The 24,417-nt window shown below is 61.5% G+C and carries 23 protein-coding genes and 1 pseudogene; 3 read left to right on the top strand and 21 right to left on the bottom strand.

Annotation, left to right across the window (positions count from 1 at the left end; translation table 11 throughout):
* Positions 1-67: 67 nt before the first annotated feature.
* The 9 genes and pseudogenes from AB4O45_RS19810 to AB4O45_RS19770 form a co-directional block, all read right to left on the bottom strand.
* Entirely contained in the window at positions 68-1,417 is a 1,350-nt protein-coding gene (locus AB4O45_RS19810) for a sensor domain-containing protein (RefSeq protein ID WP_041478890.1), read from the bottom strand.
* A 37-nt stretch (positions 1,418-1,454) separates the two neighbouring features.
* Positions 1,455-2,132, bottom strand: coding sequence for a LysE family translocator (locus tag AB4O45_RS19805; RefSeq protein WP_460160449.1), 678 nt, complete (start codon positions 2,130-2,132; stop codon positions 1,455-1,457).
* 60 nt (positions 2,133-2,192) lie between these two features.
* A pseudogene (locus tag AB4O45_RS19800) lies at positions 2,193-2,324 on the bottom strand (glutathione transferase); the annotation flags it as partial.
* On the bottom strand, positions 2,323-3,057 hold the full coding sequence (locus AB4O45_RS19795) for a PA3715 family protein (protein ID WP_252877630.1): 735 nt from the start codon (positions 3,055-3,057) through the stop codon (positions 2,323-2,325). The gene AB4O45_RS19795 and the pseudogene AB4O45_RS19800, both read right to left, overlap by 2 nt.
* Before the next feature lie 192 nt (positions 3,058-3,249).
* Entirely contained in the window at positions 3,250-4,581 is a 1,332-nt protein-coding gene (locus tag AB4O45_RS19790) for an MFS transporter (RefSeq protein ID WP_016771305.1), read from the bottom strand.
* Between the two features lie 187 nt (positions 4,582-4,768).
* Positions 4,769-5,695, bottom strand: coding sequence for a hydroxymethylglutaryl-CoA lyase (locus AB4O45_RS19785; RefSeq protein WP_056783466.1), 927 nt, complete (start codon positions 5,693-5,695; stop codon positions 4,769-4,771).
* Positions 5,692-6,885: a CaiB/BaiF CoA transferase family protein gene (locus AB4O45_RS19780; RefSeq protein ID WP_150636481.1), complete on the bottom strand. Its 1,194-nt coding sequence runs from the start codon at positions 6,883-6,885 to the stop codon at positions 5,692-5,694. Before AB4O45_RS19780 ends, AB4O45_RS19785 begins: the two co-directional genes overlap by 4 nt.
* 252 nt (positions 6,886-7,137) lie before the next feature.
* On the bottom strand, positions 7,138-8,043 hold the full coding sequence (locus tag AB4O45_RS19775; protein WP_056783458.1) for a LysR family transcriptional regulator: 906 nt from the start codon (positions 8,041-8,043) through the stop codon (positions 7,138-7,140).
* A 62-nt stretch (positions 8,044-8,105) separates the two neighbouring features.
* A complete protein-coding gene (locus AB4O45_RS19770; protein ID WP_310214703.1) occupies positions 8,106-9,410 on the bottom strand; it encodes an NHL repeat-containing protein in 1,305 nt (434 codons plus the stop codon).
* A 219-nt stretch (positions 9,411-9,629) separates the two neighbouring features.
* Between AB4O45_RS19770 and AB4O45_RS19765 the strand changes: the two genes are divergently transcribed.
* Positions 9,630-10,301 (top strand): hypothetical protein, encoded by a 672-nt coding sequence (locus AB4O45_RS19765; protein ID WP_310214700.1) that lies wholly within the window; start codon positions 9,630-9,632, stop codon positions 10,299-10,301.
* Here the strand turns inward: AB4O45_RS19765 and yiaY are convergent.
* Positions 10,262-11,410: an L-threonine dehydrogenase gene (gene yiaY, locus AB4O45_RS19760; protein ID WP_056783452.1), complete on the bottom strand. Its 1,149-nt coding sequence runs from the start codon at positions 11,408-11,410 to the stop codon at positions 10,262-10,264. The two genes, AB4O45_RS19765 and yiaY, sit on opposite strands and share 40 nt — an antisense overlap.
* 154 nt (positions 11,411-11,564) lie before the next feature.
* Between yiaY and AB4O45_RS19755 the strand changes: the two genes are divergently transcribed.
* Positions 11,565-12,584 carry a DUF4917 family protein gene (locus AB4O45_RS19755; protein ID WP_252877625.1) on the top strand — a complete coding sequence of 340 codons (1,020 nt, stop codon included), beginning with the start codon at positions 11,565-11,567 and terminating at the stop codon, positions 12,582-12,584.
* Between the two features lie 164 nt (positions 12,585-12,748).
* On the opposite strand, the gene AB4O45_RS19750 is transcribed toward AB4O45_RS19755, so the two are convergent.
* From AB4O45_RS19750 to AB4O45_RS19725, 6 genes are all read right to left on the bottom strand, one after another.
* The gene (locus AB4O45_RS19750) at positions 12,749-13,093 is read right to left on the bottom strand and encodes a YegP family protein (protein ID WP_315434925.1); all 345 of its coding nucleotides are present in this window, start codon (positions 13,091-13,093) and stop codon (positions 12,749-12,751) included.
* A gap of 80 nt (positions 13,094-13,173) precedes the next feature.
* Positions 13,174-13,755: a DJ-1/PfpI family protein gene (locus tag AB4O45_RS19745; protein WP_460060135.1), complete on the bottom strand. Its 582-nt coding sequence runs from the start codon at positions 13,753-13,755 to the stop codon at positions 13,174-13,176.
* A gap of 200 nt (positions 13,756-13,955) precedes the next feature.
* Complete coding sequence (locus AB4O45_RS19740; RefSeq protein ID WP_460160448.1) at positions 13,956-15,182, bottom strand: class I SAM-dependent methyltransferase; 1,227 nt, start codon at positions 15,180-15,182, stop codon at positions 13,956-13,958.
* A 177-nt stretch (positions 15,183-15,359) separates the two neighbouring features.
* Positions 15,360-15,977, bottom strand: coding sequence for a TPM domain-containing protein (locus AB4O45_RS19735; protein ID WP_016771315.1), 618 nt, complete (start codon positions 15,975-15,977; stop codon positions 15,360-15,362).
* Positions 15,978-16,010: 33 nt separating this feature from the next.
* On the bottom strand, positions 16,011-16,757 hold the full coding sequence (locus tag AB4O45_RS19730) for a TPM domain-containing protein (RefSeq protein ID WP_122602156.1): 747 nt from the start codon (positions 16,755-16,757) through the stop codon (positions 16,011-16,013).
* A 13-nt stretch (positions 16,758-16,770) separates the two neighbouring features.
* Entirely contained in the window at positions 16,771-17,379 is a 609-nt protein-coding gene (locus tag AB4O45_RS19725) for a LemA family protein (RefSeq protein WP_024011957.1), read from the bottom strand.
* A 258-nt stretch (positions 17,380-17,637) separates the two neighbouring features.
* Here AB4O45_RS19725 and bglX point away from each other — a divergent pair, with 258 nt between their 5' ends.
* Complete coding sequence (bglX, locus tag AB4O45_RS19720) at positions 17,638-19,929, top strand: beta-glucosidase BglX (RefSeq protein ID WP_150636464.1); 2,292 nt, start codon at positions 17,638-17,640, stop codon at positions 19,927-19,929.
* A 132-nt stretch (positions 19,930-20,061) separates the two neighbouring features.
* Here the strand turns inward: bglX and AB4O45_RS19715 are convergent, their stop codons facing one another.
* The 5 genes from AB4O45_RS19715 to AB4O45_RS19695 form a co-directional block, all read right to left on the bottom strand.
* Positions 20,062-21,219, bottom strand: a complete 1,158-nt coding sequence (locus AB4O45_RS19715) for a phospholipase D-like domain-containing protein (protein ID WP_056783426.1) — start codon at positions 21,217-21,219, stop codon at positions 20,062-20,064.
* A gap of 1 nt (position 21,220) precedes the next feature.
* Entirely contained in the window at positions 21,221-21,811 is a 591-nt protein-coding gene (locus tag AB4O45_RS19710; RefSeq protein ID WP_016771320.1) for a YceI family protein, read from the bottom strand.
* Between the two features lie 170 nt (positions 21,812-21,981).
* Positions 21,982-22,278, bottom strand: a complete 297-nt coding sequence (locus AB4O45_RS19705) for a hypothetical protein (protein ID WP_056783423.1) — start codon at positions 22,276-22,278, stop codon at positions 21,982-21,984.
* The gene (locus tag AB4O45_RS19700; RefSeq protein WP_457264125.1) at positions 22,275-23,354 is read right to left on the bottom strand and encodes a serine hydrolase domain-containing protein; all 1,080 of its coding nucleotides are present in this window, start codon (positions 23,352-23,354) and stop codon (positions 22,275-22,277) included. Before AB4O45_RS19700 ends, AB4O45_RS19705 begins: the two co-directional genes overlap by 4 nt.
* A 157-nt stretch (positions 23,355-23,511) precedes the next feature.
* Positions 23,512-24,390, bottom strand: a complete 879-nt coding sequence (locus tag AB4O45_RS19695; protein WP_460160447.1) for an acyl-CoA dehydrogenase middle domain-containing protein — start codon at positions 24,388-24,390, stop codon at positions 23,512-23,514.
* Positions 24,391-24,417: the final 27 nt, after the last annotated feature.

Raw genomic sequence — 24,417 nt, 5'->3', positions numbered from 1 at the left:
TTAGGAATGCTTTAGCGGTCAAAGGTTTAGAAAATCTGCCTGAACCGCGACGAACGGCGCGCTCGCTTCAGCTGCCCAAGGCCCGATGATTCAGGCGTTTGGCCGCATACATGGCTTGATCGGCATGCCGAAACAGTTGCTGTTCTTCTTCGCCGTGTTCAGGAAAGCGCGCCACGCCGATGCTCGATTCGATCCGCAGGTCATGGCCGTCGAGGCGCATGGGCTGCGCCAGCACCTGTCGGATTTTTCCGGCGACGCTGTCGGGATCGCCGGCGGCATGCACGCTGTGCAGCAGCACGACGAATTCATCGCCACCGATACGCGCCACCGTGTCGGTTTCACGCACGCAGCCTTTCAGCCGGTTGGCCACGGTTTGCAGGAGCATGTCACCGACGGCATGGCCATGGGTGTCGTTGACCTGTTTGAAGCGATCCAGATCGACATACAGCAGCGCCATGTGTCCGTGCAGGGTTCGCGCATCGGCCAGCGCAGCCCTGAGCCGATCACGCAGCAGTTCGCGATTGGGCAGTTGCGTCAGTTGATCGTATTGCGCCATGCGCTTGAGCCGCGCGTGCAGTTGCTGGCGCTCGATGGCCGTGGCGACTTGTGCACAGACATATTGCAGCAGTTCCTTGTCCTGCTCGGTGTAGCGTTCGCCACCAGCGAGGCTTTTGACGATCAAGGCGCCGATGGTGCCGTTTTTTGAGTTCAGTGGTACGCCGAGCCAGCAAGGCGCGTTTTGTTCCGCCACCAGCTCAGCAAAATCGGGCGTGGCATCGGCGCTGTCCGGCGTCAGCAACATTGGCTGGCCGCTGCGGATCACTTGCGCGCAGAGCCGTCCGATGACGGTGCCGGGCTGCTCGGGCTGCAATTCGTGATCGTCGACGTGATAGGGAAAATTCAGCTGCGCGCAGTGTTCGTCGTACAGCGCCACGGAAAAATTCAGCGCCGGCAGCCACTCGCCAATCAGCAGATGGATGCGTTTGAACAGCGCCAGCAAATCTTCCGCCGCGTGCGCCGCTTCGGAAATCGCGTACAACGCCGCTTGCCGCGACTCGGCCTGCTTGCGCTCGGTGATATCGCGGGCGACGGCGATGCGCAGTTGATCGACTTCCGACCAGCGCGCCGACCAGGAAATGTGCGCGACGCTGCCGTCCTTGCGCAGATAGCGGTTCTCGAAATTGTGCTTCGGGTCGCCGCCCATGATTTCGCCAGCGGCCGCAAGGGTGCGCTGGCGATCAGCCGGGTGCACCAGCTCGATCATCGAACGGCCGATCAGTTCGTCAGGCGTGTAGCCGAAAATCCGCTCGCAGGCAGCGCTGACAAAAACGAAACGGCCCTGTTTGTCGACCGCGCAAACGGCGTCCAGCAACAGGTCAATGTAGCTCGCCAGCGGCGCAGGGTTGGGGCTTTGCATGGTTCTAACGATTGTCCGCACTGTGCAGCGATTTCAATCATCCATGATCGTGATTGCGCGTCCCTGCCCATTCCATCAAAGTCTTGTTCGCCAGCAGCCCCGGCAGCGCGTGCATCAACGCGTTGATGGCGAAGCCGATAAACATCACGCCGCATAAACGCGTGATGAGCAGCTCATGCCGCTGATACACCATGCGCACTCGCTGTGCGCCGACCACGCCGATGAGGATAGCGTAGGCCAGCGCACCGCCGATGAAACTCAGGGCGATCAGTGCAGGTAGCATCGACCAGTTGAGCAGTTCGGCGCGGCTCGACAACAGCGCCGTAAAGGTCGCCACCGCCACCGGATAGGCCTTGGGATTGGTCAGGCCGAAGACGATGCCGTGCCAGAACGGCTGCCGCGCCGCCCCTTGCGCTTCGTCGCCATTGCGGCGTTGGGCACGCACCGCACGCCAGCCGAGCCAGAACAGGTACAACGCGCTGAGCACGCCGAGCACATCGAACGCGGTGCTGCCGATTTCCCGCGCACCGACAATCGCCACCAGCGCGGTGCTGCACCAGATCACATCGCCGAGCAGATGCCCGCACAGAAACCCCGCCCCGGCCCGCCGGCCATGGGCCGCGCCAATCCCGAACACCGCCAGCACGCCCGGCCCGGGCGTGATCCCGTAGATGAAACCCGAAGCCAGAACGGCCAACAGCAATGATGGAGTCATGAGAAACCTGCAAGCGCCAGAATACTTGGTGGCCAGTCTATATCAGAGGGTCACGGCGGATCACTGCGCGTCGTGAAAACGCATGCCGGGGTACGGTTTCTGGCGACATGCGTCCAGCCGCGATTGCAAATCGCCGACGTGGACCTCGAGCTTGTGTCGGTCGGGATCGAGGAAGTAGAACGACGCGCCTTCAATAGCCTCTCAGATTTTCGGGAACGAAATATTGCTGTCCGTCATAGCGCAACGTGGTTAGCACCGGCTTTTCGTGGGTGGTCTTCGACTCGCAGGTGTCGGGTGGACCCTCGCCGACCAGACCCGTGGTGAGTGAGCGGACAATGATATCGGCGTAACCATGGGAACTGGTTTTGCCCATCTCAAGCGTACGCACCGTCTCCGCTCGCTCTCCGGCGCAATTGCCATCCCACTCGCCACTGAAGCTGTAGACGACCAAGCGATCCAGCACCGGGCGCACCTTGTTGCCCTCTTTCACGTAGAGCGACAGCAGGGTTTCATCCAGCGGATTGACGCGCGACGAGCCTTTGAAATGGGCGCGGACGCCGAATGCACGAAAGTCGGGCGTGAGTTTATAACGCGCCGTATCCAGCTCCAGACTCTCCAGCGCGATGGCATCGGAGAGAAACGCCGACCGCTGATGATAGGTCGCCAGCGGTTTGGGGCTGCCGGCCGTGATGATAGCCAGATCCAGATCGTACGAGCCCACGCTGCCGTCTTGGCCATAGACGGGATCGGGCACGAACGTCGATAGCGCGGTAATCGTCAGCTGCGGATAAGCCGGCCATTCTTTGCACAGCGAGAAATCCGCTTCCGCGCTGACCGCCGGCGGCGTGCAATCTGCCCACGCCTGCCCAGCCATCAACCACCCGCAGAGCGCGGCAGCGCTGATCCACGTGGACTTCATTGTCACTTCCCGCTCCTTGAAGATATTTCCAGGCGCGCACTATCCCTTTCTGCATCGGAGGATTCAACAGATCTGGCCAGCGAATCTTCTCATGTGTCTGAAGTCGGAATTCGCGAGCAGGCACGCTCGCACAGGAAAGCGCATTCCAAAGTGGGAGCGAGCCTGCTCGCGAAGGCGTCATCGCCGACGCCGCCAATCTCAATACTTGTCCAGCGTACGCAACTTCTGCGGCAAGCCCCACAGCAGCAAAGCGGCCGCAATCAGCGCGGCGACGCCGATGACGTACAGCGCCGGGGTGGTGCTGCCGGTGAGGTCCTTGATGCGTCCGACCATGACCGGGCTGACGATCCCGCCGAACTGCCCCAGGGTATTGATCACTGCGATCCCGCCCGCCGCGCCGGCACCTGCGCCCGCCAGCAGTTTCGGTGGCAGGGTCCAGAAGCTCGGAATCGAAGCGATGATGCCGGCGCCGAGCAGGCCGAGCGCGACGATCAGGAAGGTCGTGTGGCTGGCGAAGATTCCCGCGCTGAAGAAGCCGATCGCGCCGACGATCACCAGCCCGGCGACAAACTTGCGCCGTTCACCGGTGGCGTCGGACAAGCGTCCGATCACCACCATGCTGATCGCCCCGCAGATGTACGGAATGGCGGTCAGCAGGCCGATCATCACCGGGCTTTCGGTGCCGGCGCTGCGGATCAATTGCGGTGCCCAGAAATTCAAACCGTAGGACGCGACCTGGATCAGGAAGTAGATCAAACCCAACGTCAGGAACCCGGGAATTTTCAGCGCCGCGAGCAATGAGCCGCCGCTCTTGTGTGGTTCGTGATGAGCGATGCGACTGGAGAGCAATTTCTTCTCGTCAGCCGTCAGCCAGTGCGCATCCTCGATGCGGTCCTTCAGCTGCGTCAGCACCAGAAAACCCAGCGCGATGCACGGCACGCCTCCGAGCAGGAACAACCAATGCCAGCCGCGCATCTGCAATACGCCATCGAGGTGTTGCAACACCAGCCCTGAGAACGGTGCGCCGACCAGCCCGGCAAACGCCGAGGCGAGAAACAGCATCGAGGTGATGCGGCCACGGAAGTGCTGCGGAAACCACAGCGTCAGGTAATACAGCACGCCCGGAGCAAACCCGGCTTCCATCGCACCGATGACGAAGCGCAGCGCATAGAACTGCCATTCGCTGTTGACGAAGACCATCGCCGCCGTCGCCACGCCCCACGACATCATGATCCGCGCGATCCAGCGCCGCGCGCCGACCTTGTACAGCATCATGTTGCTCGGCACTTCGAACAGCACGTAACCGACCACGAACAGCCCGGCGCCCAAGCCATACGCGGTGTCGCTCAGACTCAGGTCGGTCTGCAACTGGAATTTGGCGAAGCTGATGTTGATGCGGTCGAAAAAGGCGAACAGGTAGCAGACCATGATCAGCGGCATCAGGCGCCAGGCAACTTTGCTGACCAGGGCTTTTTCGGCGTCGTGATCGACGGACGGATTCACGCCCGCCTCCATTACATTGAGGCTCATAGATTTTCTCCAGGCGGACTGCCGATGGGCGTCCGATTGTTTTTGTTGTCTGGTGATGACGCTCCCTGTGGAGCGCTTTTGTGTGGGAGCTGGCTTGCCAGCGATGGCGTCAGTTCAGCTAACGCTTTCGTTGAATTTGCTGCCGTCATCGCGGGCAAGCCCGCTCCCACAGGGGTACTGGTGTTTCTCAGGTGGGCATCGGATGCAGATCGCAGTTGCGCCCGGCCTTGGCCAGTTGGCCGGGGACATCGTGGCCCAACAGCGCCGGCAAGCCGCGCGAAAGCTTCAGCAGCAGCGGCAAATCGATCCCCGTGGGAATGCCGACTTCAGCGCACAGGTTCACCAGGTCTTCGGTGCAGATATTGCCCGACGCCCCCGGCGCAAACGGACAGCCACCGAGGCCACCCAGCGCCGCATCGAAGCGCCGCGCGCCGGCCTCGTAAGCGGCCAGCACATTGCACAGGCCGAGGCCGCGGGTGTTGTGGAAATGCAGGGTCAGATCGGCCGGCGAAACCCGCTGCAAAACGCGCCGCACCAAGCGATCGACCTGACGCGGATTGGCCATGCCGGTGGTATCGGCGAGGCTGATGCCCTGAATGCCGAGCTCTTGATAAGCGTCGACGATCTGCAGTACGCGATCCTCATCGATCCGGCCTTCGAACGGACAACCGAACGTGGTGGCGATGCTGCCGTTGAGGCGCACACCTGAGCCGCTGACAAACGCAACAATGTCAGCGAATGCCGCCAGCGACTCTTCGCAACGCATGCGCATATTGGCCAGGTTGTGGGTCTGGCTGGCGGACATCACCAGATTCAACTCATCGGCATTCGCTGCCAATGCACGTTGCGCGCCTTTGAGGTTGGGGATCAACGCCACGTAAATAACACCCGGCTGGCGCTGAATGCCGTTGAACACTTGCTCGCCGTCACGCAGGGCCGGAATGGCTTTGGGCGAGACGAACGAGCCGGCCTCGATGCGGCTGAATCCGGCCTGTGACAATTGATTGATCAGGGCGATCTTGTCAGCGGTTTCCACCCACGTCGGCTCGATCTGCAAACCGTCGCGGGGTGAGACTTCCTGGACGATCAGGGTTTGCGAATAGTCAGTGATCATTGCACCACCCCTTGGTTTTTCAGGCGTTCGATGTCGAGTTCAGTCAGGCCAAGATTGGTGAGAATAGCGTCGGTGTGCTGGCCCAGTTTCGGCCCGGACCAGTTCACTCCGCCGGGGGTCTCCGAGAGTTTGGGGACAATGCCGGGCATCTTCACCGTTGCGCCACCGGGCAACTCGGCATCGAGCAGCATGTCCCGCGCCTGATAGTGCGGATCGGCGACGATATCAGCCACCGAATAGATGCGCCCGGCCGGCACTTCGGCAGCTTCGAGAGCAGCCAGTACCTCGTCGATCGGCAGGCTGCTGGTCCAGTGTGTGATGGCCGCATCGAGCAAACCGCTCTGCGCCGCGCGGCCGTCGTTGTGGGCGAATTCTTCTGCCTCGGCTAGATCAGCGCGGCCGATAGTGTGCATCAGGCGCTTGTAGATCGGGTCGCTGTTGCCGGCAATCACCACATAAGCGCCGTCGGACGTGAGGTAAGTATTGGAGGGCGCGATGCCCGGCAAGGCGCCGCCGCTGCGCTCGCGGACATGGCCGAGCATGTCGTATTCCGGCACCAGACTTTCCATGACGTTGAACACGCTTTCGGCCAGCGACACATCGACGATCTGTCCACCGCCCTGCCCGGTCTTGACCCGCAACAGCGACATCAGCGCGCCGATCACCGCGTGCAGCGAGGCCAGCGAATCGCCGAGGCTGACGCCGACCCGCGCCGGTGGCGAATCGGGATTGCCGGTGGTGTAGCGGATGCCGCCCATGGCCTCGCCAATCGCACCGAAACCGGGCCGGTCACGGTAAGGGCCGGTCTGGCCGTAGCCGGAGATACGCACCAGGGTCAGGTTCGGATTCAGCGCATGTAGCACGTCCCAACCCAGACCGAGTTTTTCCAGCGCACCGGGGCGCAGGTTTTCAATGATCACGTCGGCGTCGCCGGCCAGTTGCTTGACCAGTTCGATGCCTTCAGCGGATTTGAGATTGAGCGCCAGGGATTTCTTGTTGCGCGATTGCAGGTACCACCACAGCGATGTGCCTTCGTGCAGCTTGCGCCATTTGCGCAGCGGGTCGCCCTGACCCATGGCTTCGATCTTGATCACCTCGGCGCCGAACTCGGCAAGCATGCGCGCGGCAAACGGCGCGGCGATCAGGGTGCCGATCTCGATCACTTTGATTGCACTCAAAGGGGCAGTCATCGCGGGTACCTCTTGTTCTTGGAATATGTCGCCAAGGCTAGAGGAACGATCGTCAGCGAATCCAGCCGTCTCTCGGCAATGGGCGTTCGCGAAATGCGAATGCTCCTCTGTGATTGCGTGGTGAATTCAGGGCCGCCTTCGCGAGCAGGCTCGCTCCCACAAGGATCTGTAGTGGTTTCAGATTCTGTGTTCACACAAGTTCAATGTGGGAGCGAGCCTGCTCGCGAAGAGGCCATCAGCCGCAATGAAGATCTACCGCCCGCGCAAATGCTCAAACAACATCCGGCTCACCGGCGACAACCCTGCCTCATCGCGCACCACCACAATCAGCGCGCGATCCGCCCAGGCATCGGTCAGCGGCACCGCACGCAAGCCCAGTGCCTGACCAAACAACTCATAGGCTCGCTGCGGCAGAATGCCGATGCCCATGTTCGCCTGGACCATCCGGCACACCGCATCGAATCCCGGCACATGAATGCGGATGCGCAGGACTTTGCCGGCCTGCCGCGCCGCCGCATGGGTACGCATGTTGATCGAACTGGCTGCGTGCAAGCCGACGTAATCGCTGTCGAGAGTTTCATCGAAAGTCACCGATGCGCGCGTAGCCAACGGATGCTCCGGGAGCATCACCACCACCAGTTTGTCCTGGCGGTACAACACGCTGTGCAGGCCTTTGGTGTCGCTGTCGTCGGAGCAGATGCCGAGGTCGGCGACGCCATCGAGCACGCCCTGAATCACCCCGGCGCTGGGGCGTTCTTCAAGGTCGGTCTTGACCTGCGGCTGCCGCGCGGAGAAGTCGCGCAAGTCTTCGGGCAGGAACTGAATGATCGCCGAAAGATTGGCCAGCATGCGCACGTAACCCCGCACACCGTGGCTGTGCTCGCCCAGTTCCAGGCCCATCTTTTCCACGTTGAAGAGCATCTGCCGCGCATGGTGCAGCAGGGTCTCACCGGCCGGCGTGAGGATCATGCCTTTGGCTTGGCGCACGAACAAAGCGATGCCCAGCGCCTCCTCCAAATCCATCAGGCGCTTGCTCGCCGCCGACACCGCGATGGCTTCGCGCGCAGCCGCACGGGTCAACGTACCTTCCTCGTGGACGGCGACGAACAGTTGCAGAGTGATCAGGTCGAGACGGCGGATCAGGCTTTTTTGCAGCATGGTGGGCTCGAAGGCAGGGTTCATCCGAGCCGGCAGGATAGCCCGGTTTTACCGCTGACTGCTCAGTTGCTCATGCTGGCGCGCTGTTTTGTGACAGGCGCAGTCAGCAAGCGGACCAATTGCGCACTATCGTCCTTGCGTCCCAACACCAGAATTGAAGAGCCTTGCAGGCAGGCATCAATGGCTGACCATGAAATGTCTCTCGCGCCCTCGACATCAAACGAATCATCCACTGCGCCATCGACCAGAAAGCCTGCCGTCAACAAGCCTCGTGCGCTGCCAGAGGTCTGTCCGACCGCCACAATCCGTTTACCGGCGATGTCATCCAGCGCAACCCCTGCTTGCCAACCTCTCAGATCCCGTTCATGCGCCGTCGGGGTGAGGACAGGATTGTTGAACGCGTCATCCATTTGGCCGGCGTAGGTAATACCACTGATGAACCCGTGTTGCAGTTTCTTGCCTTGCGTTGACTCGACCGCCGAACCGAGCAGAAGCAGGCGCTGCGCCGTTTGCACCGCGATGTCCGTCACGCTGCTTTCGAGCGGCTGGCCATCGCGCTGAATGTTCAACAGCAGTACCCCCTTGTCGCCGAACGCTTGTGCAACTTTCCCGCTGTGGTCGAACGCCATGACCAGTCCCTGATTGGTTACTTCCGTTTTGCCATGCAGCAGAATCAGCCCATCGTCGAGCTGGATGATCCCGGACAGCGAAATGGCCACCCCTGGCAGTGACAGGGGCAGCCAACCGTTGCTGGCGAACGATAAATCGTCCGAGCCATCGAGATTGAACCGCGTCAACAGGCCACTGCCCTTTTGCGCCGTCACGAACAGCAGCCTGTCCGGCTGCGCAAGCTGCGGATCGGATTTGGCCAGCAGCAGTTGCCCATGCGTGGCCCCAAAGAGTGACGGAATCCGCATGGGCACAATCCGGTAGCCATTCCTGTCGCCGCCGAACTCGATGTCCGGCGAGCCGTCGGGCAGAAACCGGGCGATGACTTGCTGGTATTCAAGAGCCTGGTCTTTGACGACGCCAATCACACCGCACATCCAGATCCGTCCGAGCGCATCAACAATCAATGGCCCGCCTTGCGTGAGCGAGCCTGTGCCGAACTGGCCGCTGAGATATCCGCCGGTGCCGAAAGCCGGATCCGGATTGCCATCGGCATCCAGGCGCGCAAGGCCGTAGTACGAATGGCCCGATTGCTCGACGGTAGCGCTGACCATGATCTGCTCCGAAGGCGTGATCGCCACGCCTTTGGCAATGGTCTTGCCCGCTCCGGGGAATTTCAGCGCTCGCAGACCAAAGAGCGCATCCAGCTCCCCGGCTGACTGCACGTTTGGGGACAATGGCGCGATAGATTCCGACATGTTCGTATGCTCCTCAAGAGATCGACGTCGATCCCCTCGTAGCGAGCATTCGACCCCAGGCCACCACGCCGGACAACTGACAGAAATGACAGTTTTTTAGAAGAAAAAGAAATTACCGACTGTGTAAAAAAGACTGAATGACTGGTAGTTCTTACAGGTTCGAATTCAGGCACGTCATGCCAACCTCAGCGTTCAAATCAGCCATGAACGAGAAGCATGATGAGCACTCGCGACGAGCAAACTTCACAACCGGCCCCGACCATCACCTATCCCGAAGAGGCCAGCACGACGGGACCTGCGACATTGTTGCTCGGCAGCGGCATACCCAATGCTCTTGTGCAGGTCTGGAACATTGAAAACACCCATTCGCTTGGCGAAGGGCTGGTCAGCGCAAATGGACGATGGGCGTTCAGCATCACCGGCGTTCAGGCCCAGGGTCAGCAGAGGATTCACGCCCACCAGACGTATGCAGGCATCACGTCCGAATGGAGCGAAGAGCGCGGATATGAGGTGCGACTGCGGCCCGAGATCGACGTCCCGGTCGTTGTCGAACCGATTGAGGGCGCGCAGGTCGATACGCCTCTGATCTTTTCGGGAGATGTCACGCGAGCCGAGGGTTTCGTCAGTATTTTCGATCTGGACACTGGCCTGGAGATTGCCAGAGCAGCGGTCGAAAGCGACCGGAAATGGCAAACCCCGGCAGCACCCTCCCTGGCGGTCGGGCAGTACCGTATCTCCGCCGTACACAACATCGCCGGCCAGGTTTCAGATTGGGGCCGTGTGCGGACATTTGCCGTGGTCGCAGAAGCAAGCGAAGGCTTGTCCGACTTCGCTCGCCTGCGCGCCTTCATTCAAAACGCATTGCGGAAAATTTCCTCGATCTGGCGCTGATCCGCCGCCCGTGGATTGGTCAGTCCACAGGCGTCCTTCAAGGCGTTGGTGGCGAGCACCGGGATATCGCTGAGTTTCGCGCCCAGCTCACGCAGTCCGCCGGGAATCTCGACGTCCTTGGCAAGGTTGCGAATGGCATTGATCGCCGCCTGTGCGCCCTCCTCCGCGCTGAAACCACGAATATCCGCGCCCATGGCGTGGGCGACATCCCTGAGTCGGTCAGCACAGACCAGCGCATTGAAACTCTGCACATGCGGCAACAGCACGGCATTGCAGACGCCGTGGGGCAAGTCGTAGTAGCCGCCGAGCTGATGCGCCATGGCGTGGACAAATCCGAGCGAGGCGTTGTTGAACGCCATGCCGGCGAGGAACTGCGCGTAAGCCATGTTCTCCCGCGCCGCCAGGTCGCTGCCGTCGCGCACGGCCAGACGCAGGTTGCTGCTGATCAGGCTCATGGCCTTCAAAGCGCAGGCGTCGGTGATCGGGTTGGCGGCGGTCGAGACGTAGGCTTCGATGGCGTGGGTCAGCGCGTCCATGCCGGTGGCGGCGGTAAGGCCTTTGGGCATCGCGACCATCAACTCCGGGTCGTTGACCGACAGCAGTGGCGTGACGTTGCGGTCGACGATGGCCATTTTCACGTGGCGCGATTCGTCGGTGATGATGCAGAAGCGGGTCATTTCGCTGGCAGTGCCGGCGGTGGTATTGATGGCGATCAGCGGCAATTGCGGCTTGCTCGAGCGGTCGACGCCTTCGTAGTCGCCGATCTGCCCGCCATTGGTTGCGCACAGGGCGATGCCCTTGGCGCAATCGTGCGGCGAGCCGCCACCCAGCGACACGACGAAATCGCAACGGCTTTCCTTCAGCAGCCCCAACCCGGATTCGACATTGGCCGTAGTCGGGTTCGGTCTGGCGCCATCGAAGATCACCGAATCGATGTCCTGCATCGCCAGTTTCTCGGCGATCATTGCGGCGACGCCAGCCTTGGCCAGCCCGGCGTCGGTGACAATCAGCGCCTTGCGAAAGCCATAATTGCGAATCGCGACCATGGCTTCGTCGAGGCAGCCGCTGCCCATGATGTTGACCGCCGGAATGAAGAAGGTGCTGCTCATCGTGTGTCTCCTGACTGAAGCCGGATCGACTGCCTCGATTCGGCGGGTGCGCACAGAATCGACCGATCGGTCACGAGCGATGTTGATCTGGCTCAATGTCCGCTCGTGATAAAGTCGCCGTCCATCTGCCCTTTGTTTTGAGACCGCCCACGCAATGACCGATTTTCTCAATGTCGACGCCACCCTCGAAGACTGGAACGCCTTGCGCGCCGCGAACGATTTCCAGGGTTTGTTGGTGGGCAATGGCGCCAGCCGTGCGGTTTGGGATGACTTCGGCTACGACTCGCTGTTCGAAAACGCCCGTACGGTCGAAGAGAAACCGCTGAGCCCATCGGAACTGGCGGTGTTCGACGCGCTGCAAACCCGCAGCTTCGAGCAAGTGCTGGGCGCCCTGAAAACTACCAGCCGGGTCAACAAGGCCCTGGCGGTCAGCTCGGCGGCGCCGCGCAATCGCTATTACGCGATCAAGGAAGCGCTGATCAACACCGTGCATGCGGTGCACATCCCGTGGCGGCTGGTGCAGCCTTCGACACTGACGGTGCTCAATGCTGAACTGGCGCGCTATCACACGGTGTTCACCACCAACTACGACCTGCTCAATTACTGGGCACTGCAACATCCCGGCGAGACCATCGACGACCTGTTCAACGGCGCCGACGCGAGTTTCGATCTGAGCCAGAGCGCCACCGACAAACCGCGTCTGCTGTACCTGCACGGTGGTCTGCATCTGGTGCGCAATCAGGACGGCACCGCACGCAAACTGACCTCGACCGAGGGCACCCTGCTCGGCAGCTTCGCCATCAACAACACGATCAAGACGCTGGATGACGTGCCACTGTTCGTCACCGAAGGGCCGAGCGCTGACAAGCTCAAGACCATCCGCAGCTCGGATTATCTGTCGTTCTGCTACGAGCAGTTACTGGCCCATGGCGACAGCCTGTGCATCTTCGGCCACGCGCTGGGCGAGCAGGATGCGCATCTGGTGCGGGCGTTGCGCCTGGCCCGACCGAAGTGCGTGGCGGTCTCGATTTACCCGCGCAGCGCCGCGTTCATCCAGCATCAGAAGCGTCACTACGCCAAGGTGTTTGAAGGTACCGGGGTTGAGTTGCGGTTCTTTGATGCCAAGAGCCATGCGTTGGGCGATCCGAAATTGTCGGTACCGGTTGAGGTTTGATATTGGCCGGGCTGACGCCTTCGCGAGCAGGCTCGCTCCCACAATGGAATGCGGTCACCTGTGGGAGCGAGCCCGCTCGCGAAGACGGCATATCAGCCAACCCAAAAGGTGACTGGAACACCGCTTTCGCGAGCAGGCTCACTCCCACAGGTTGATGTCGGATTTCAGAGCACCGGCAGGGTCTTGTCCTTAATCACTTTGGTCGGGCCGTTGGCCTTCACGCTGGCAATGCCCTTGTCACACGCGCCATCCGATGAATACGACTCGCTGCTGCCGATGATCTGGTGATTGGCCGCCTTCAGGTTGAAGTACGGGTGGCCGTCCTTGGTCGATTTTTTCTCGTAACGTTCGTCCAGCGGGCTGTTGGCCTGCACCGAGGCGATGCCGCCGTCGGCGCCGGCGCGGGTGCTGTAGAGCTCGCTGGTCAGGATCGTTTCGGCGTTCGCCGCTTTCAACACGAACCTGAATTGGCCGTTGCTGCTTTTGCTCACTTCGTACCATCCGGACATGTCTGTTTCTCCTGGGGGCGATTGAGAGATTTCGCGCTTCAGAGTAAAGACCAGCGCCTGCGATCTGTCGCCTGCATCGACTACAAGGTGATTTTCGTACCGAGCAGACCGAGGAAACCGGCCAGCCATCGCGGATGCGCCGGCCACGCCGGAGCGGTGGCGAAATTTCCCTGAACATGGCCGTCGGTCACCGGAATGTCGATATAGGTGCCACCGGCCAGACGCACTTCCGGGGCGCAGGCCGGATACGCGCTGCACTCACGCCCCTCGAGCACACCCGCCGCCGCGAGCAGTTGCGCGCCATGGCAGACCGCTGCGATGGGCTTGCCAGCGTTGTCGAAGGCGCGCACCAGTTCGAGGACTTTGTCGTTCAGCCGCAGGTACTCCGGAGCGCGACCGCCGGGAATCAGCAGCGCGTCGTAATCAGTTTCGCGGGCCTTGGCGAAGTCGAAATTGAGCGCGAACAGGTGACCGGGTTTTTCGCTGTAGGTCTGATCACCTTCAAAATCATGAATCGCCGTGCGCACGGTGCTGCCGGCGGACTTGTCCGGGCACACGGCGTGCACCGTGTGGCCGACCATCTGCAGGGCCTGGAACGGCACCATCACTTCGTAGTCTTCGACGTAATCGCCGACCAGCATCAGGATCTTTTTCGCGGCCATGGGAAAACTCCTCGGGGAAAGGTCTGGGAGTATTCAAGGTAGACCGTATCCAAGGGTTGCGGTAATTCCAGGCTTACTACGCTCGATCGCGATAAATGTAGGAGCCGCCGAAGGCTGCGATCTTTTGATCTTGCATTTAAATAATCAGGATCAAAAGATCGCAGCCTTCGGCGGCTCCTACAGGGGTGTATTTCAGGCTATCAGGCGAGAAAACCGTCAGCGCGCAGCAGGGTTTCCAGGCAGTGTTCGCTGATGTGGTAGAACGCTTTCAGCTCTGCGATCTTCGCCAACAATTGCGCTGGATTAACCGGCTCGGCGCGTTTCACCGCGAGAATCATCTTGTTCTTGTTGGTGTGTTCCAGCGAAATGAATTCGAAGACTTTGGTCTCGTAACCGCAGGCTTCGAGGAATAACGCGCGCAAGCTGTCGGTGACCATTTCCGCCTGCTGGCCGAGGTGCAAGCCGTATTGCAGCATCGGTTTGAGCAGCGCCGGGCTTTGGATCTGCAGGCGGATCTGTTTGTGGCAGCACGGCGAGCACATGATGATCGACGCGCCCGAGCGGATGCCGGTGTGGATCGCGTAATCGGTAGCGATATCGCAGGCATGCAGGGCGATCATCACGTCCAGTTCGCTCGGCGCCACCGTACGCACGTCACCGCACTTGAACACCAGCCCCGGATGCTCGAGCTTGCTCGCTGCGGCGTTGCACAGGCTGACCATTTCTTCGCGCAGCTCGACGCCGGTGACTTCGCCCTCGGCCTTGAGCGTGTTGCGCAGGTAGTCGTGAATGGCGAACGTCAGGTAGCCCTTGCCCGAACCGAAATCGGCGACCCGCACCGGTTTGTCCAGCGCCAGCGGCGACGAGGTCAGGGCATGGCTGAACACTTCGATGAACTTGTTGATCTGCTTCCACTTGCGCGACATCGCCGGGATCAGCTCGTGTTGCGCATTGGTCACGCCCAGGTCCTTGAGGAACGGACGGCTCAATTCGAGGAAGCGGTTTTTCTCGCGGTTGTGCTCGGCGGACGGCGCTTCACGCAATTGCTGAGGTTTGCTTTTGAACAGCGAACTCTTGCCCTTTTTGCTGTATTCCAGCTGCGCTTCGTCGGTCAGCGCCAGTAAATGAGCATTTTTGAACGAGGCCGGCAGCAGCCCGGCGATCAGCGCCACGCCTTCGCTCAGCGGCAGGTTCTTGGTGATGTCGCGGGTCTTGTAGCGATAAACGAATGACAGGCACGGCTGCGCCTTGACCGTCACCGGTTTGATGATGACCCGTTGCAGATCCGCCTCTTCACCGACGTACTTGGCCAGCACCAGTTTGATGAAACCGCTGTCGTCGAGGCTGGTTTGCAGCAGCTCGATGAACTGGGCGTGGTGATCGGCGGCCGCTTTGGCGGACGGCGCGGAAGAAGCGGAAACGGACATGGACAAGCGGCCTCGGACGGGCGGAATCGGGAATGGCGGGTATTTTAGGGGGGATGGGGGTTGGGGACACCCTCTTATTTACCCAACGGCAAAAATCAAAAGATCGCAGCCTTCGGCAGCTCCTACAATTGGAATGCATTCTCCTGTAGGAGCTGCCGAAGGCTGCGAGCTTTTGATCTACCCCAACACCACAAGCCGATTCGGCAATTCATTCCTCACCTGCGTCACCGGCACATGCACCTTCAACAACTCGCCACACGCCTCCACGCACGTGACAAACCCTTCCAGCGTGCGCCCCTGCCTGACCTGTTCGGTAAACGCCGCGACAATCGCGTCCCAGTTGCTGTTGTCCAGCCGTTTGGAAATCCCCTCGTCCACCAGAATTTCCACATAGCGCTCAGCCTCGCAGACAAAAATCAGCATGCCGGTGCTGCCCACGGTGTGGTGCAGGTTCTGTTCGAGAAACTGCCGCCGCGCCAGGTTGGAGGCGCGCCAGTGGCGCACGCGGCGCGGCACCAGATGCGTGGTGATTTTCGGCAGGCGGAACAACAGGCACAGGACGATGAACATGCCCCACTGCACCAACAGCAGGCTGCGCAGGGTCAGCCAGCCCGTGAGATAGTGGACGATGCCCGGCAACACCAGCGCCAGCAGGCTGGCCCAGAGCAGCGGGATGTACGCGTAATCGTCGGCACGGGCAGCGAGCACCGTGACCAGTTCGGCGTCGGTGTCGCGCTCGACCCGGGCGATGGCCTCGGCGACTTTGCGTTGTTCGTGTTCAGTCAGTAATGCCATGTCGAAAATTGCCTGCTCATTATTCTTTTGATCTCACCAGCCGCCGGACGAACCGCCGCCGCCGAAACTGCCCCCGCCACCGCTGAAGCCGCCACCGCCTCCGAATCCGCCGCCTCCGCCAAAGCCGCCCCCTCCTCCGGAGCCGCCCCGGCCGGCAGGCAGGATACCGAGCATCTGGCAGACAAACACCGTCACGATGAACAACATCACCAGAAACATGAACAGCGCCGGGTGCCGCGAGATGAAATCATCCGCCGGGTCGCCGCTGGATTCGTACACGGTCGACGGTTCGTCCAGCGGATTGCCACCAAGCACCACCAGCATCGCCGCAACGCCATCGCTGATGCCTTTGCTGAAGTTGCCGGCCTTGAACGCCGGCGTGATGACCTGATGAATGATCACCGACGACTGCGCATCGGTCAGGCGATCCTCCAGGCCATAGCCGACTTCGATGCGCAGTTTGCGCTCGTCACGGGCGACGATCAGCAAGGCGCCGTTGTTCTTGTCCTTCTGGCCGATGCCCCAGTGCCGACCAAGCTGAACGCCGAAATCCTCGATGGTGGTGCCCTGCAGATCCGGCAGCGTGACCACCACCAATTGCTCGCCGGTGGCCTGCTCGTGCGCCTGCAATTGCTGGCTCAGTTGCGCGCGAATCGATGGCTCGAGCATTTGCGCCTGATCGACCACGCGCCCGCTCAGCGGCGGAAACGTCAATTCGGCCCGGGCGCTGACGGCGAACAGCCAGAGCATCAGCACCAGGCTTAGTTTCAACACACGCATGGACGACCTCGAATCAGAATTTCACTTCCGGGGCCTTCTCCGCGCCGGGCGTGGTGGCTTCGAAGGTTTCGCGCATCGGCAGATCGCTGTACATCACGCTGTGCCACAGGCGACCGGGGAAAGTGCGGATCTCGGTGTTGTACTTCTGCACCGCCAGAATGAAATCGCGACGCGCCACGGCAATGCGGTTTTCCGTGCCTTCGAGTTGCGATTGCAGGGCGAGGAAGTTCTGGTTGGCCTTCAGATCCGGATAGCGCTCGGAGACCACCATCAAACGGCTCAATGCGCCGGTCAGTTGATCCTGCGCCTGCTGGAACTGCTTGAGCTTCTCGGGATTGTCGAGGGTGCTGGCATCGACCTGAATCGAGGTGGCCTTGGCTCGCGCCTCAATCACTGCGGTCAGGGTTTCCTGTTCGTGGGCCGCGTAGCCCTTCACGGTTTCCACCAGATTGGGGATCAGGTCGGCACGGCGCTGGTACTGGTTCTGCACCTGACCCCAGGCGGCTTTGGCCTGTTCGTCGAGGGTCGGGATATTGTTGATGCCGCACGCGGTCAACAGCGTGGCGAACACCAGCAACGTGGCGATCTGTAACCGTGAACGGGAGGTTGAGCTGATATTCATTGCAGTGATGCTCCATGACACATTTGATTTAAAAACCGAGCGCTGGGCATTCCCGGCCAGCGGTTGGGGCATAATCGGCGCCGCCACTGGCATGCGACGGGTTAATCGGCTAAAAAGTGCCCTTCGCGTTCACGTTGCCGCTGTCGGCTGCGGTTTTCCGGCTCAGGATTTTGCGCCGGCACCCGAACAACAATAGTCGCTCCCTACATTTTGGCTGGCCGGTGTTGCATCACCGTTTGGGCTCTAGAGAAAAAATTCATGAAGAAGCTGTGTTTGCTGGGTCTGTTCGTCAGCCTGGCCAGTCATCAGGTACTGGCCGCCACGACCCCGGTACCTTTGGAAAACAAGGACGCTTTCATCAGCAACCTGATGAAACAAATGACCCTCGACGAAAAGATCGGCCAGTTGCGCCTGATCAGCATCGGTCCGGAAATGCCCCGCGAGCTGATCCGCAAGGAAATCGCTGGCGGCAACATCGGCGGCACGTTCAACTCGATCACCCGCGCGGAAAACCGTCCGATGCAGGACGCGGCCATGCGCAGTCGCCTGAAGATTCCGATGTTTTTCGCGTACGACGTGATCCACGGTCACCGTACGATTTTCCCGATTCCGCTGGCCCTTGCGTCGAGTTGGGACATGGACGCCATTGGCCAGTCCGGTCGCGTTGCGGCTAAAGAAGCCGCCGCTGACAGCCTCGACATCACCTTCGCGCCGATGGTGGATATCTCCCGCGATCCGCGCTGGGGCCGCAGCTCCGAAGGTTTCGGCGAAGACACTTACCTGACCTCGCGCATCGCCAAAGTCATGGTCAAGGCCTATCAGGGCGAGACCCCAAGCGCCGCCGACAGCATCATGGCCAGCGTCAAGCACTTCGCCCTGTATGGCGCGGTCGAGGGCGGTCGCGACTACAACACCGTCGACATGAGCCCGGTGAAGATGTACCAGGATTATCTGCCGCCCTACCGCGCCGCGATCGATGCCGGTGCTGGCGGTGTGATGGTGGCGTTGAACTCGATCAACGGCATTCCGGCCACGGCCAACACCTGGCTGATGAACGACCTGCTGCGCAAGGACTGGGGCTTCAAAGGCCTGGCGGTCAGCGATCACGGCGCGATCTTCGAACTGATCAAGCACGGCGTCGCCCGCGACGGTCGCGAAGCGGCAAAGCTGGCGATCAAGGCCGGCATCGACATGAGCATGAACGACACCCTCTACGGCAAAGAGCTGCCGGGGCTGCTCAAGTCCGGCGAGATCGAACAGAAAGACATCGACAATGCTGTGCGCGAAGTGCTCGCGGCCAAGTACGACATGGGCCTGTTCAAGGACCCGTACCTGCGCATCGGCAAGGCCGAGGATGACCCGGCCGATACCTACGCCGAGAGTCGCCTGCACCGCGCCGAGGCCCGCGAAGTCGCGCGGCGCAGTCTGGTGCTGCTGAAGAACCAGAACGAAACCCTGCCGCTGAAGAAAGACGCGAAAATCGCGCTGGTCGGCCCATTGGCGAAAGCGCCGATCGACATGATGGGCAGCTGGGCCGCCGCCGGGCGCCCGGCGCAATCGGTCACGCTATTCGATGGCATGAGTTCGGTGATCGGCGACAAGGCCAACCTGATCTACGCCCGTGGCGCCAACATCACGGGCGACAAGAAGGTCCTCGACTACCTGAACTTCCTCAACTTCGATGCCCCGGAAGTGGTCGATGACCCGCGCCCGGCCAACGTGCTGATCGACGAGGCAGTGAAAGCGGCGAAAGCGGCTGACGTGATCGTTGCAGCGGTGGGCGAGTCCCGTGGCATGTCCCACGAATCCTCGAGCCGCACCGACCTGAACATCCCGGAAACCCAGCGCGAATTGATCCGTGCGCTGAAAGCCACCGGCAAGCCGTTGGTGCTGGTGTTGATGAACGGCCGTCCGCTGACGATTCTCGAAGAGAACCAGTCGGCCGATGCGATTCTGGAAACCTGGTTCAGCGGCACCGAGGGCGGCAACGCCATCGCCGACGTGCTGTTCGGCGACTACAACCCGTCGGGCAAACTGCCGGTGACCTTCCCGCGTTCCGTGGGCCAGATCCCGACCTACTACAACCACCTGAGCATCGGCCGGCCGTTCACGCCGGGCAAACCGGGCAACTACACCTCGCAGTATTTCGATGACACCACCGGCCCGCTGTTTCCGTTCGGTTATGGTCTGAGCTACACCACCTTCGCCCTGAGCGATATGGCGCTGTCATCGACCACCCTGAACGCCAGCGGCAAGCTCGACGCCAGCGTCATGGTCAAGAACACCGGCAAGCGTGACGGCGAAACCGTGGTGCAGTTGTACATCCAGGACGTCACCGGTTCGATGATTCGCCCGGTGAAAGAACTGAAGAACTTCCAGAAGATCATGCTCAAGGCCGGCGAACAGAAAGTCGTGCACTTCACCATCACCGAGGAAGACCTGAAGTTCTACAACGCCCAGCTCAAATACGCGGCCGAGCCTGGCAAGTTCAACGTGCAGATCGGCCTGGATTCGCAGGCGGTGACGCAGCAGAGCTTTGAATTGCTGTAATTTTTTCAGGTAACACATAAACCTGTGGGAGCTGGCTTGCCAGCGATGGCGGCCTGACAGTCAACTGATATGTTGAATGTGATGGCCTCATCGCTGGCAAGCCAGCTCCCACAGTGGTTTTGGGTGTCCCCGCTATCCGCGACGGTCGAGAATATTCACCACCAACCGATCCACCCAGCCCCACACCCGCTGCTTGACCCGCCGCCACAACGGTCGGCGCTGCCATTCCTCCAGGCTCACCAGCTGACTCAAGCCGAAGTCCTTCACAAAGCTCGCCTCCACTGCTGCCGTCAACGCCGGGTCCAGCGCTTCCAGATTCGCCTCCAGATTGAAACGCAGATTCCAGTGATCGAAGTTGCACGAACCGATGCTTACCCATTCGTCGACGAGAACCATTTTCAGGTGCAGGAAGCACGGCTGGTATTCGAAGATCTGCACCCCGGCCTTGAGCAGGCGCGGGTAGTAGCGATGGCCGGCGTAGCGCACTGACGGGTGATCGGTGCGCGGGCCGGTCAGCAGCAACCGCACATCGACACCGCGTGCGGCGGCTTTGCGCAGCGAGCGGCGGATTTTCCAGGTCGGCAGAAAGTACGGCGTGGCCATCCAGATGCGTTTTTGCCCGCTGTTCAACGCACGGAACAACGACTGCAAAATGTCGCGATGTTGACGGGCATCGGCATACGCCACGCGGCCCATGCCTTCGCCCTTGTCCGGTACGCGGGGCAGGCGCGGCAAGCCGAAATGCGCGGCCGGGCGCCAGGCGCGGCGGTAACGGTTGGCGATCCACTGGCGATCAAACAGCAATTGCCAGTCGATCACCAACGGGCCGCTGATCTCGACCATCACCTCGTGCCACTCGCTGACATCATGGCCCGGCGTCCAGAATTCATCGGTCACGCCGGTGCCGCCGACCACTGCCAGGCATTGGTCGACCAGCAGCAATTTACGGTGGTCGCGATAGAAATTGCCGACCCAGCGCCGCCAGCTCAGGCGATTGTAGAAACGCAGCTCGACGCCGGCCTGGGTCAGGCGCTGGCGCAGATGCAGCGTGAACGCGAGGCTGCCGTAATCATCGAACAAGCAACGCACGCGCACGCCGCGCTCGGCCGCCGCGACCAGCGCCTGGACGATGGCTTCGGCGCAGGCGCCGGCCTCGACCAGATACAGCTCCAGTTCGATCTGCTCTGTAGCTCCAGCGATATGCTCGAGCATGCGCGGAAAGAACTGCGGGCCGTCGATCAACAGTTCGAAACGGTTGCCGTCACGCCAGGGGAACACCGCACCGCGCATGTCAGCGCGCCGTGAAAATCAGCACCGCACCCACCGGCACCGACAGACTGATCGCCGACAGATCGGCGAGTTTGCGCAGGTTTTCCAGGCCCGGCGCCAGATCGAAATCCTCGGCGTTGATCACCAGCGGCTCCAGCGTGACCACCTGAAAACGCCGATCATCCAGACGCGTGGCGAGCAACTCGGCCGGGTATTCGTGCTGCTTGCCGTGCAGGCTGACGGTCAGCGGCAGGCGCAACTCCAGCTGCGCGCCGGGCGCCAGATCGTTGATCGGGCGCAGGTCGATCTGGGTGGTGATGGTGGCTGCGGGAAACTGCTCGATCTGGAACAGCTCCTTGCGCATGCGCTCATCGCGCAGCGGAATGCCGCTGTTGATCGATTCGAGCTCGACTTCGACCTCGGCGCGACCGTTGGGGTCGACCTTGCCGTGCAGCACCAGAAAGCGCTGCACTTCCGAAACGCTGGCATTTTTGGTGCTGACGAACGACAGCCGCGACGACTCGCCGTCCAGATACCAATTGGCCTGGGCCGGCAGCGCAACGGCGGTCAACAGCAGACTGGCGAAGGTTGTATAGAGGGAGCGGTTGAACATTGAACACTCGTGGGGGCGATAAACCTGCACGAACCTTAACCGCCCGCCAAGTTATTGCAAGCCCTGTGGGAGCGAGCCTGCTCGCGAATGCAATGCTCGCCGCACAGCATGTATTGCGGCTTGCGACGATTTCGCGAGCAGGCTCGCTCCCACAGGGGAGACCAGATAATTCAGGGATTCAGGCGACAGCCCTGGCGTTCGCTCAGCCACTGCGCGCTGTTGCTGCGGCCCATGCCGCTGACGGTGATGGTTTTGCTCGAAGCGTCATCGGTAAAACCGCTGGTTGGCAGCCATTGCTTCACATAGCCACGGCAATACCCGGCGTCGTTGTTCATCACATAACGACACGAGCAATATTCCTTGGCGGTGTAGGCGCTGATGATGTCCGGGAAAGCCCAGAGATTCTCCCGCTCATACCAACCCCAGCCGAGCAGCACGACCAACAGCAACAATAGAAAGCGCTTCATCGCCGCACCGCCTGCAACACGCGTTTGAGCAGTTCGTTGTGCCGGTAGCTGCCATCGCGGTCATCGCCGTAACGCACGATCACCAGTTTCTGGCTGGGCATCACATACAGCGCCTGGCCCCAGTGGCCGAGGGCGGCGAAGGTGTCGGGTGGGGCGTCGGGCCATGGTGATGTGGCGCCGTCGACACGACGATTGAGCCACCAGTGGCCGCCGGGTACGGCTTCGTCCTGATGCGCCTTGTAGCCGGCAAACGGTGTGAGGTTGAACGCGAGCCAATCCTCGGGCAGCAACTGCCGATCGTTCCAGCGCCCGCCCCGCGCCATCAATAGACCGACCCGCGCCAGATCCCGCGCGGTGAGATAGGCGTAGGACGAGGCGACAAAGGTGCCGCTGGCATCGCTTTCCCACACGGCGTGGCGAATGCCCAACGGCTCGAACAATGCTGTCCACGGATAGTCGGCATAACGCTCTGCGCCGACCATGGTTTTCAGGGCAGCGGCGAGCAGATTGCTGTCACCGCTGGAATAACGGAAAGCCTGACCCGGCGCGGCGTAGGCGTCGTGGCCCGCAGTGAACGCGGCCATGTCGCGATGGCCGCGGGTGTAGAGCATCGCCACCACCGAAGATTTCAGCGGCGCGTATTCGTAGTCTTCCTGCCAATCGAGACCGGAGGCCCAGTTCAGCAGATGGCCGAGGGTGATCGCCGGGTGTTTGTCCAGCGCCGGGTAGAACTTCAGCGCCGGATCGTCGAGCTTGAACCGGCCTTCGCCGTAGGCCACGCCGAGGACCGTTGCCAGCAGGCTTTTGCTGATCGACCAGGTCAGATGCGGTGTCTGAGCAGTGGTCGGAGCGGCGTAGCGTTCGTAGATGATCTGGCCGTCGTGGATGATCAGCAAGGCGTCGGTGCGAATGCCGTCGCGGGTGGCGTCGTTACGGGGCGCGAAGGCGTAGTTTTCCAGCGCCTCGACGGCCGGGCCGGTGATCTGCGGGGCGATGGGCCATTGCTCGCCGGGCCATTGTTCGGCGCGGACGGTGAGGCTGATCAGCAGCAGGAACAGGGACAGGCCTTTGAACATGGTGGGCGCTCAGGGAATGAACCTGTCGAGACTAGTCGGGGTTTATGACAGATGTATGGTGATTTTGAGGCCGCCTTCGCGAGCAGGCTCGCTCCCACGTTTCGACTGACGAAACACGATCTTTCTGTGGGAGCGAGCCTGCTCGCGAAGGGGCCGCTCAGGTCACCGCCATAGCCTTAGCCAACCGCTTGGCCCTCGCCCCCGCCGCCAACTGCATCACGCCCTTGTCCCGCTGCCACATCTGCGCCCACTCCGCTGGGCCATTGCCCAGCGCTTCATCAACCTCCCCCGCCAGCGCTTCAAACTGCGCAAACAACCCGCCCAACAGCACATGCCCGGGCGGATTGTTCGGCGCTTGCCGGCTGGCCTCGGCGCACCCGGCCAGCAGCGCCAGCAAACGCAATTGCAGGGCCTGCGGCCAGTCGCTGTCCTGGCCGACGCCGTACAACCACGCGGTCATGGCGCTGAGCACGTAGACATCTTCAAGGGTGCGAAACGGTTTGACGTAGGCGTCCCAGCCATCGCCAGCGAGCAATTCGCACAGGGCGCCGTCGAGGTACAGGCGACCGTGGCTGATGTCCGGCATCAACGGCAACGCCGGAAGTTTTTCCACCTTCACGCCGGGCTCGCCGGGATACACCACCGCCAGACTCAGGCGCGGTGTTTCGCCAGGCTCCTCACTGCGCGCAGCCACCAGTAACCAATCGGCGGCGTCGCCTGCGGTGACGAAATCCTTGCGCCCACTCAAGCGCAAATCGCGCAGCCGCGTTTGCATATCGGCCGGACGCAGGCTGCGTTGCTCGGTCGCGCACAAGGCGCCGAGGCTCAGCGGCGCGCTCGGCCACAACATGCGCAGCGCCGCCTGATAACCCACCAGAAACGCCAGCCCCGGCGTCGCCATCCGCCGCCCGCCGGCCACCGCCAATTCGAACGGCGTGACGTTGCCCAGCGTCTGCAACAACGTTGCAAAGCCCTCGGCCAGATCAGCTGCGGCGGGCAAGCGTTCACGGCGGTGCAGCAGATCTGGCCAGGGCATGGGCGCCTCCTTGTGGGCTGTCATATA

Source organism: Pseudomonas sp. S2_B10, assembly GCF_054668425.1.
The sequence above is the reverse complement of the archived record's forward strand: the minus strand, read 5'-3'. Positions and strand labels throughout refer to the sequence as shown.

What these genes read in the sequence shown, in the direction of transcription:
- AB4O45_RS19745 (WP_460060135.1), bottom strand. Translation starts at nt 13,755, where the DNA reads ATGGCCGCGAAAAAGATCCTGATGCTGGTCGGCGATTACGTCGAAGAC.
- AB4O45_RS19715 (WP_056783426.1), bottom strand. Translation starts at nt 21,219, where the DNA reads ATGCGCGGTGCGGTGTTCCCCTGGCGTGACGGCAACCGTTTCGAACTG.
- AB4O45_RS19710 (WP_016771320.1), bottom strand. Translation starts at nt 21,811, where the DNA reads ATGTTCAACCGCTCCCTCTATACAACCTTCGCCAGTCTGCTGTTGACC.
- AB4O45_RS19725 (WP_024011957.1), bottom strand. Translation starts at nt 17,379, where the DNA reads ATGAATATCAGCTCAACCTCCCGTTCACGGTTACAGATCGCCACGTTG.
- AB4O45_RS19810 (WP_041478890.1), bottom strand. Translation starts at nt 1,417, where the DNA reads ATGCAAAGCCCCAACCCTGCGCCGCTGGCGAGCTACATTGACCTGTTG.
- AB4O45_RS19785 (WP_056783466.1), bottom strand. Translation starts at nt 5,695, where the DNA reads ATGATCACTGACTATTCGCAAACCCTGATCGTCCAGGAAGTCTCACCC.
- AB4O45_RS19780 (WP_150636481.1), bottom strand. Translation starts at nt 6,885, where the DNA reads ATGACTGCCCCTTTGAGTGCAATCAAAGTGATCGAGATCGGCACCCTG.
- AB4O45_RS19740 (WP_460160448.1), bottom strand. Translation starts at nt 15,182, where the DNA reads ATGTCCGTTTCCGCTTCTTCCGCGCCGTCCGCCAAAGCGGCCGCCGAT.
- AB4O45_RS19755 (WP_252877625.1), top strand. Translation starts at nt 11,565, where the DNA reads ATGACCGATTTTCTCAATGTCGACGCCACCCTCGAAGACTGGAACGCC.
- bglX (WP_150636464.1), top strand. Translation starts at nt 17,638, where the DNA reads ATGAAGAAGCTGTGTTTGCTGGGTCTGTTCGTCAGCCTGGCCAGTCAT.
- AB4O45_RS19770 (WP_310214703.1), bottom strand. Translation starts at nt 9,410, where the DNA reads ATGTCGGAATCTATCGCGCCATTGTCCCCAAACGTGCAGTCAGCCGGG.
- AB4O45_RS19705 (WP_056783423.1), bottom strand. Translation starts at nt 22,278, where the DNA reads ATGAAGCGCTTTCTATTGTTGCTGTTGGTCGTGCTGCTCGGCTGGGGT.
- AB4O45_RS19765 (WP_310214700.1), top strand. Translation starts at nt 9,630, where the DNA reads ATGAGCACTCGCGACGAGCAAACTTCACAACCGGCCCCGACCATCACC.
- AB4O45_RS19805 (WP_460160449.1), bottom strand. Translation starts at nt 2,132, where the DNA reads ATGACTCCATCATTGCTGTTGGCCGTTCTGGCTTCGGGTTTCATCTAC.
- AB4O45_RS19790 (WP_016771305.1), bottom strand. Translation starts at nt 4,581, where the DNA reads ATGAGCCTCAATGTAATGGAGGCGGGCGTGAATCCGTCCGTCGATCAC.
- AB4O45_RS19735 (WP_016771315.1), bottom strand. Translation starts at nt 15,977, where the DNA reads ATGGCATTACTGACTGAACACGAACAACGCAAAGTCGCCGAGGCCATC.
- AB4O45_RS19700 (WP_457264125.1), bottom strand. Translation starts at nt 23,354, where the DNA reads ATGTTCAAAGGCCTGTCCCTGTTCCTGCTGCTGATCAGCCTCACCGTC.
- AB4O45_RS19730 (WP_122602156.1), bottom strand. Translation starts at nt 16,757, where the DNA reads ATGCGTGTGTTGAAACTAAGCCTGGTGCTGATGCTCTGGCTGTTCGCC.
- AB4O45_RS19695 (WP_460160447.1), bottom strand. Translation starts at nt 24,390, where the DNA reads ATGCCCTGGCCAGATCTGCTGCACCGCCGTGAACGCTTGCCCGCCGCA.
- AB4O45_RS19775 (WP_056783458.1), bottom strand. Translation starts at nt 8,043, where the DNA reads ATGCTGCAAAAAAGCCTGATCCGCCGTCTCGACCTGATCACTCTGCAA.
- yiaY (WP_056783452.1), bottom strand. Translation starts at nt 11,410, where the DNA reads ATGAGCAGCACCTTCTTCATTCCGGCGGTCAACATCATGGGCAGCGGC.
- AB4O45_RS19750 (WP_315434925.1), bottom strand. Translation starts at nt 13,093, where the DNA reads ATGTCCGGATGGTACGAAGTGAGCAAAAGCAGCAACGGCCAATTCAGG.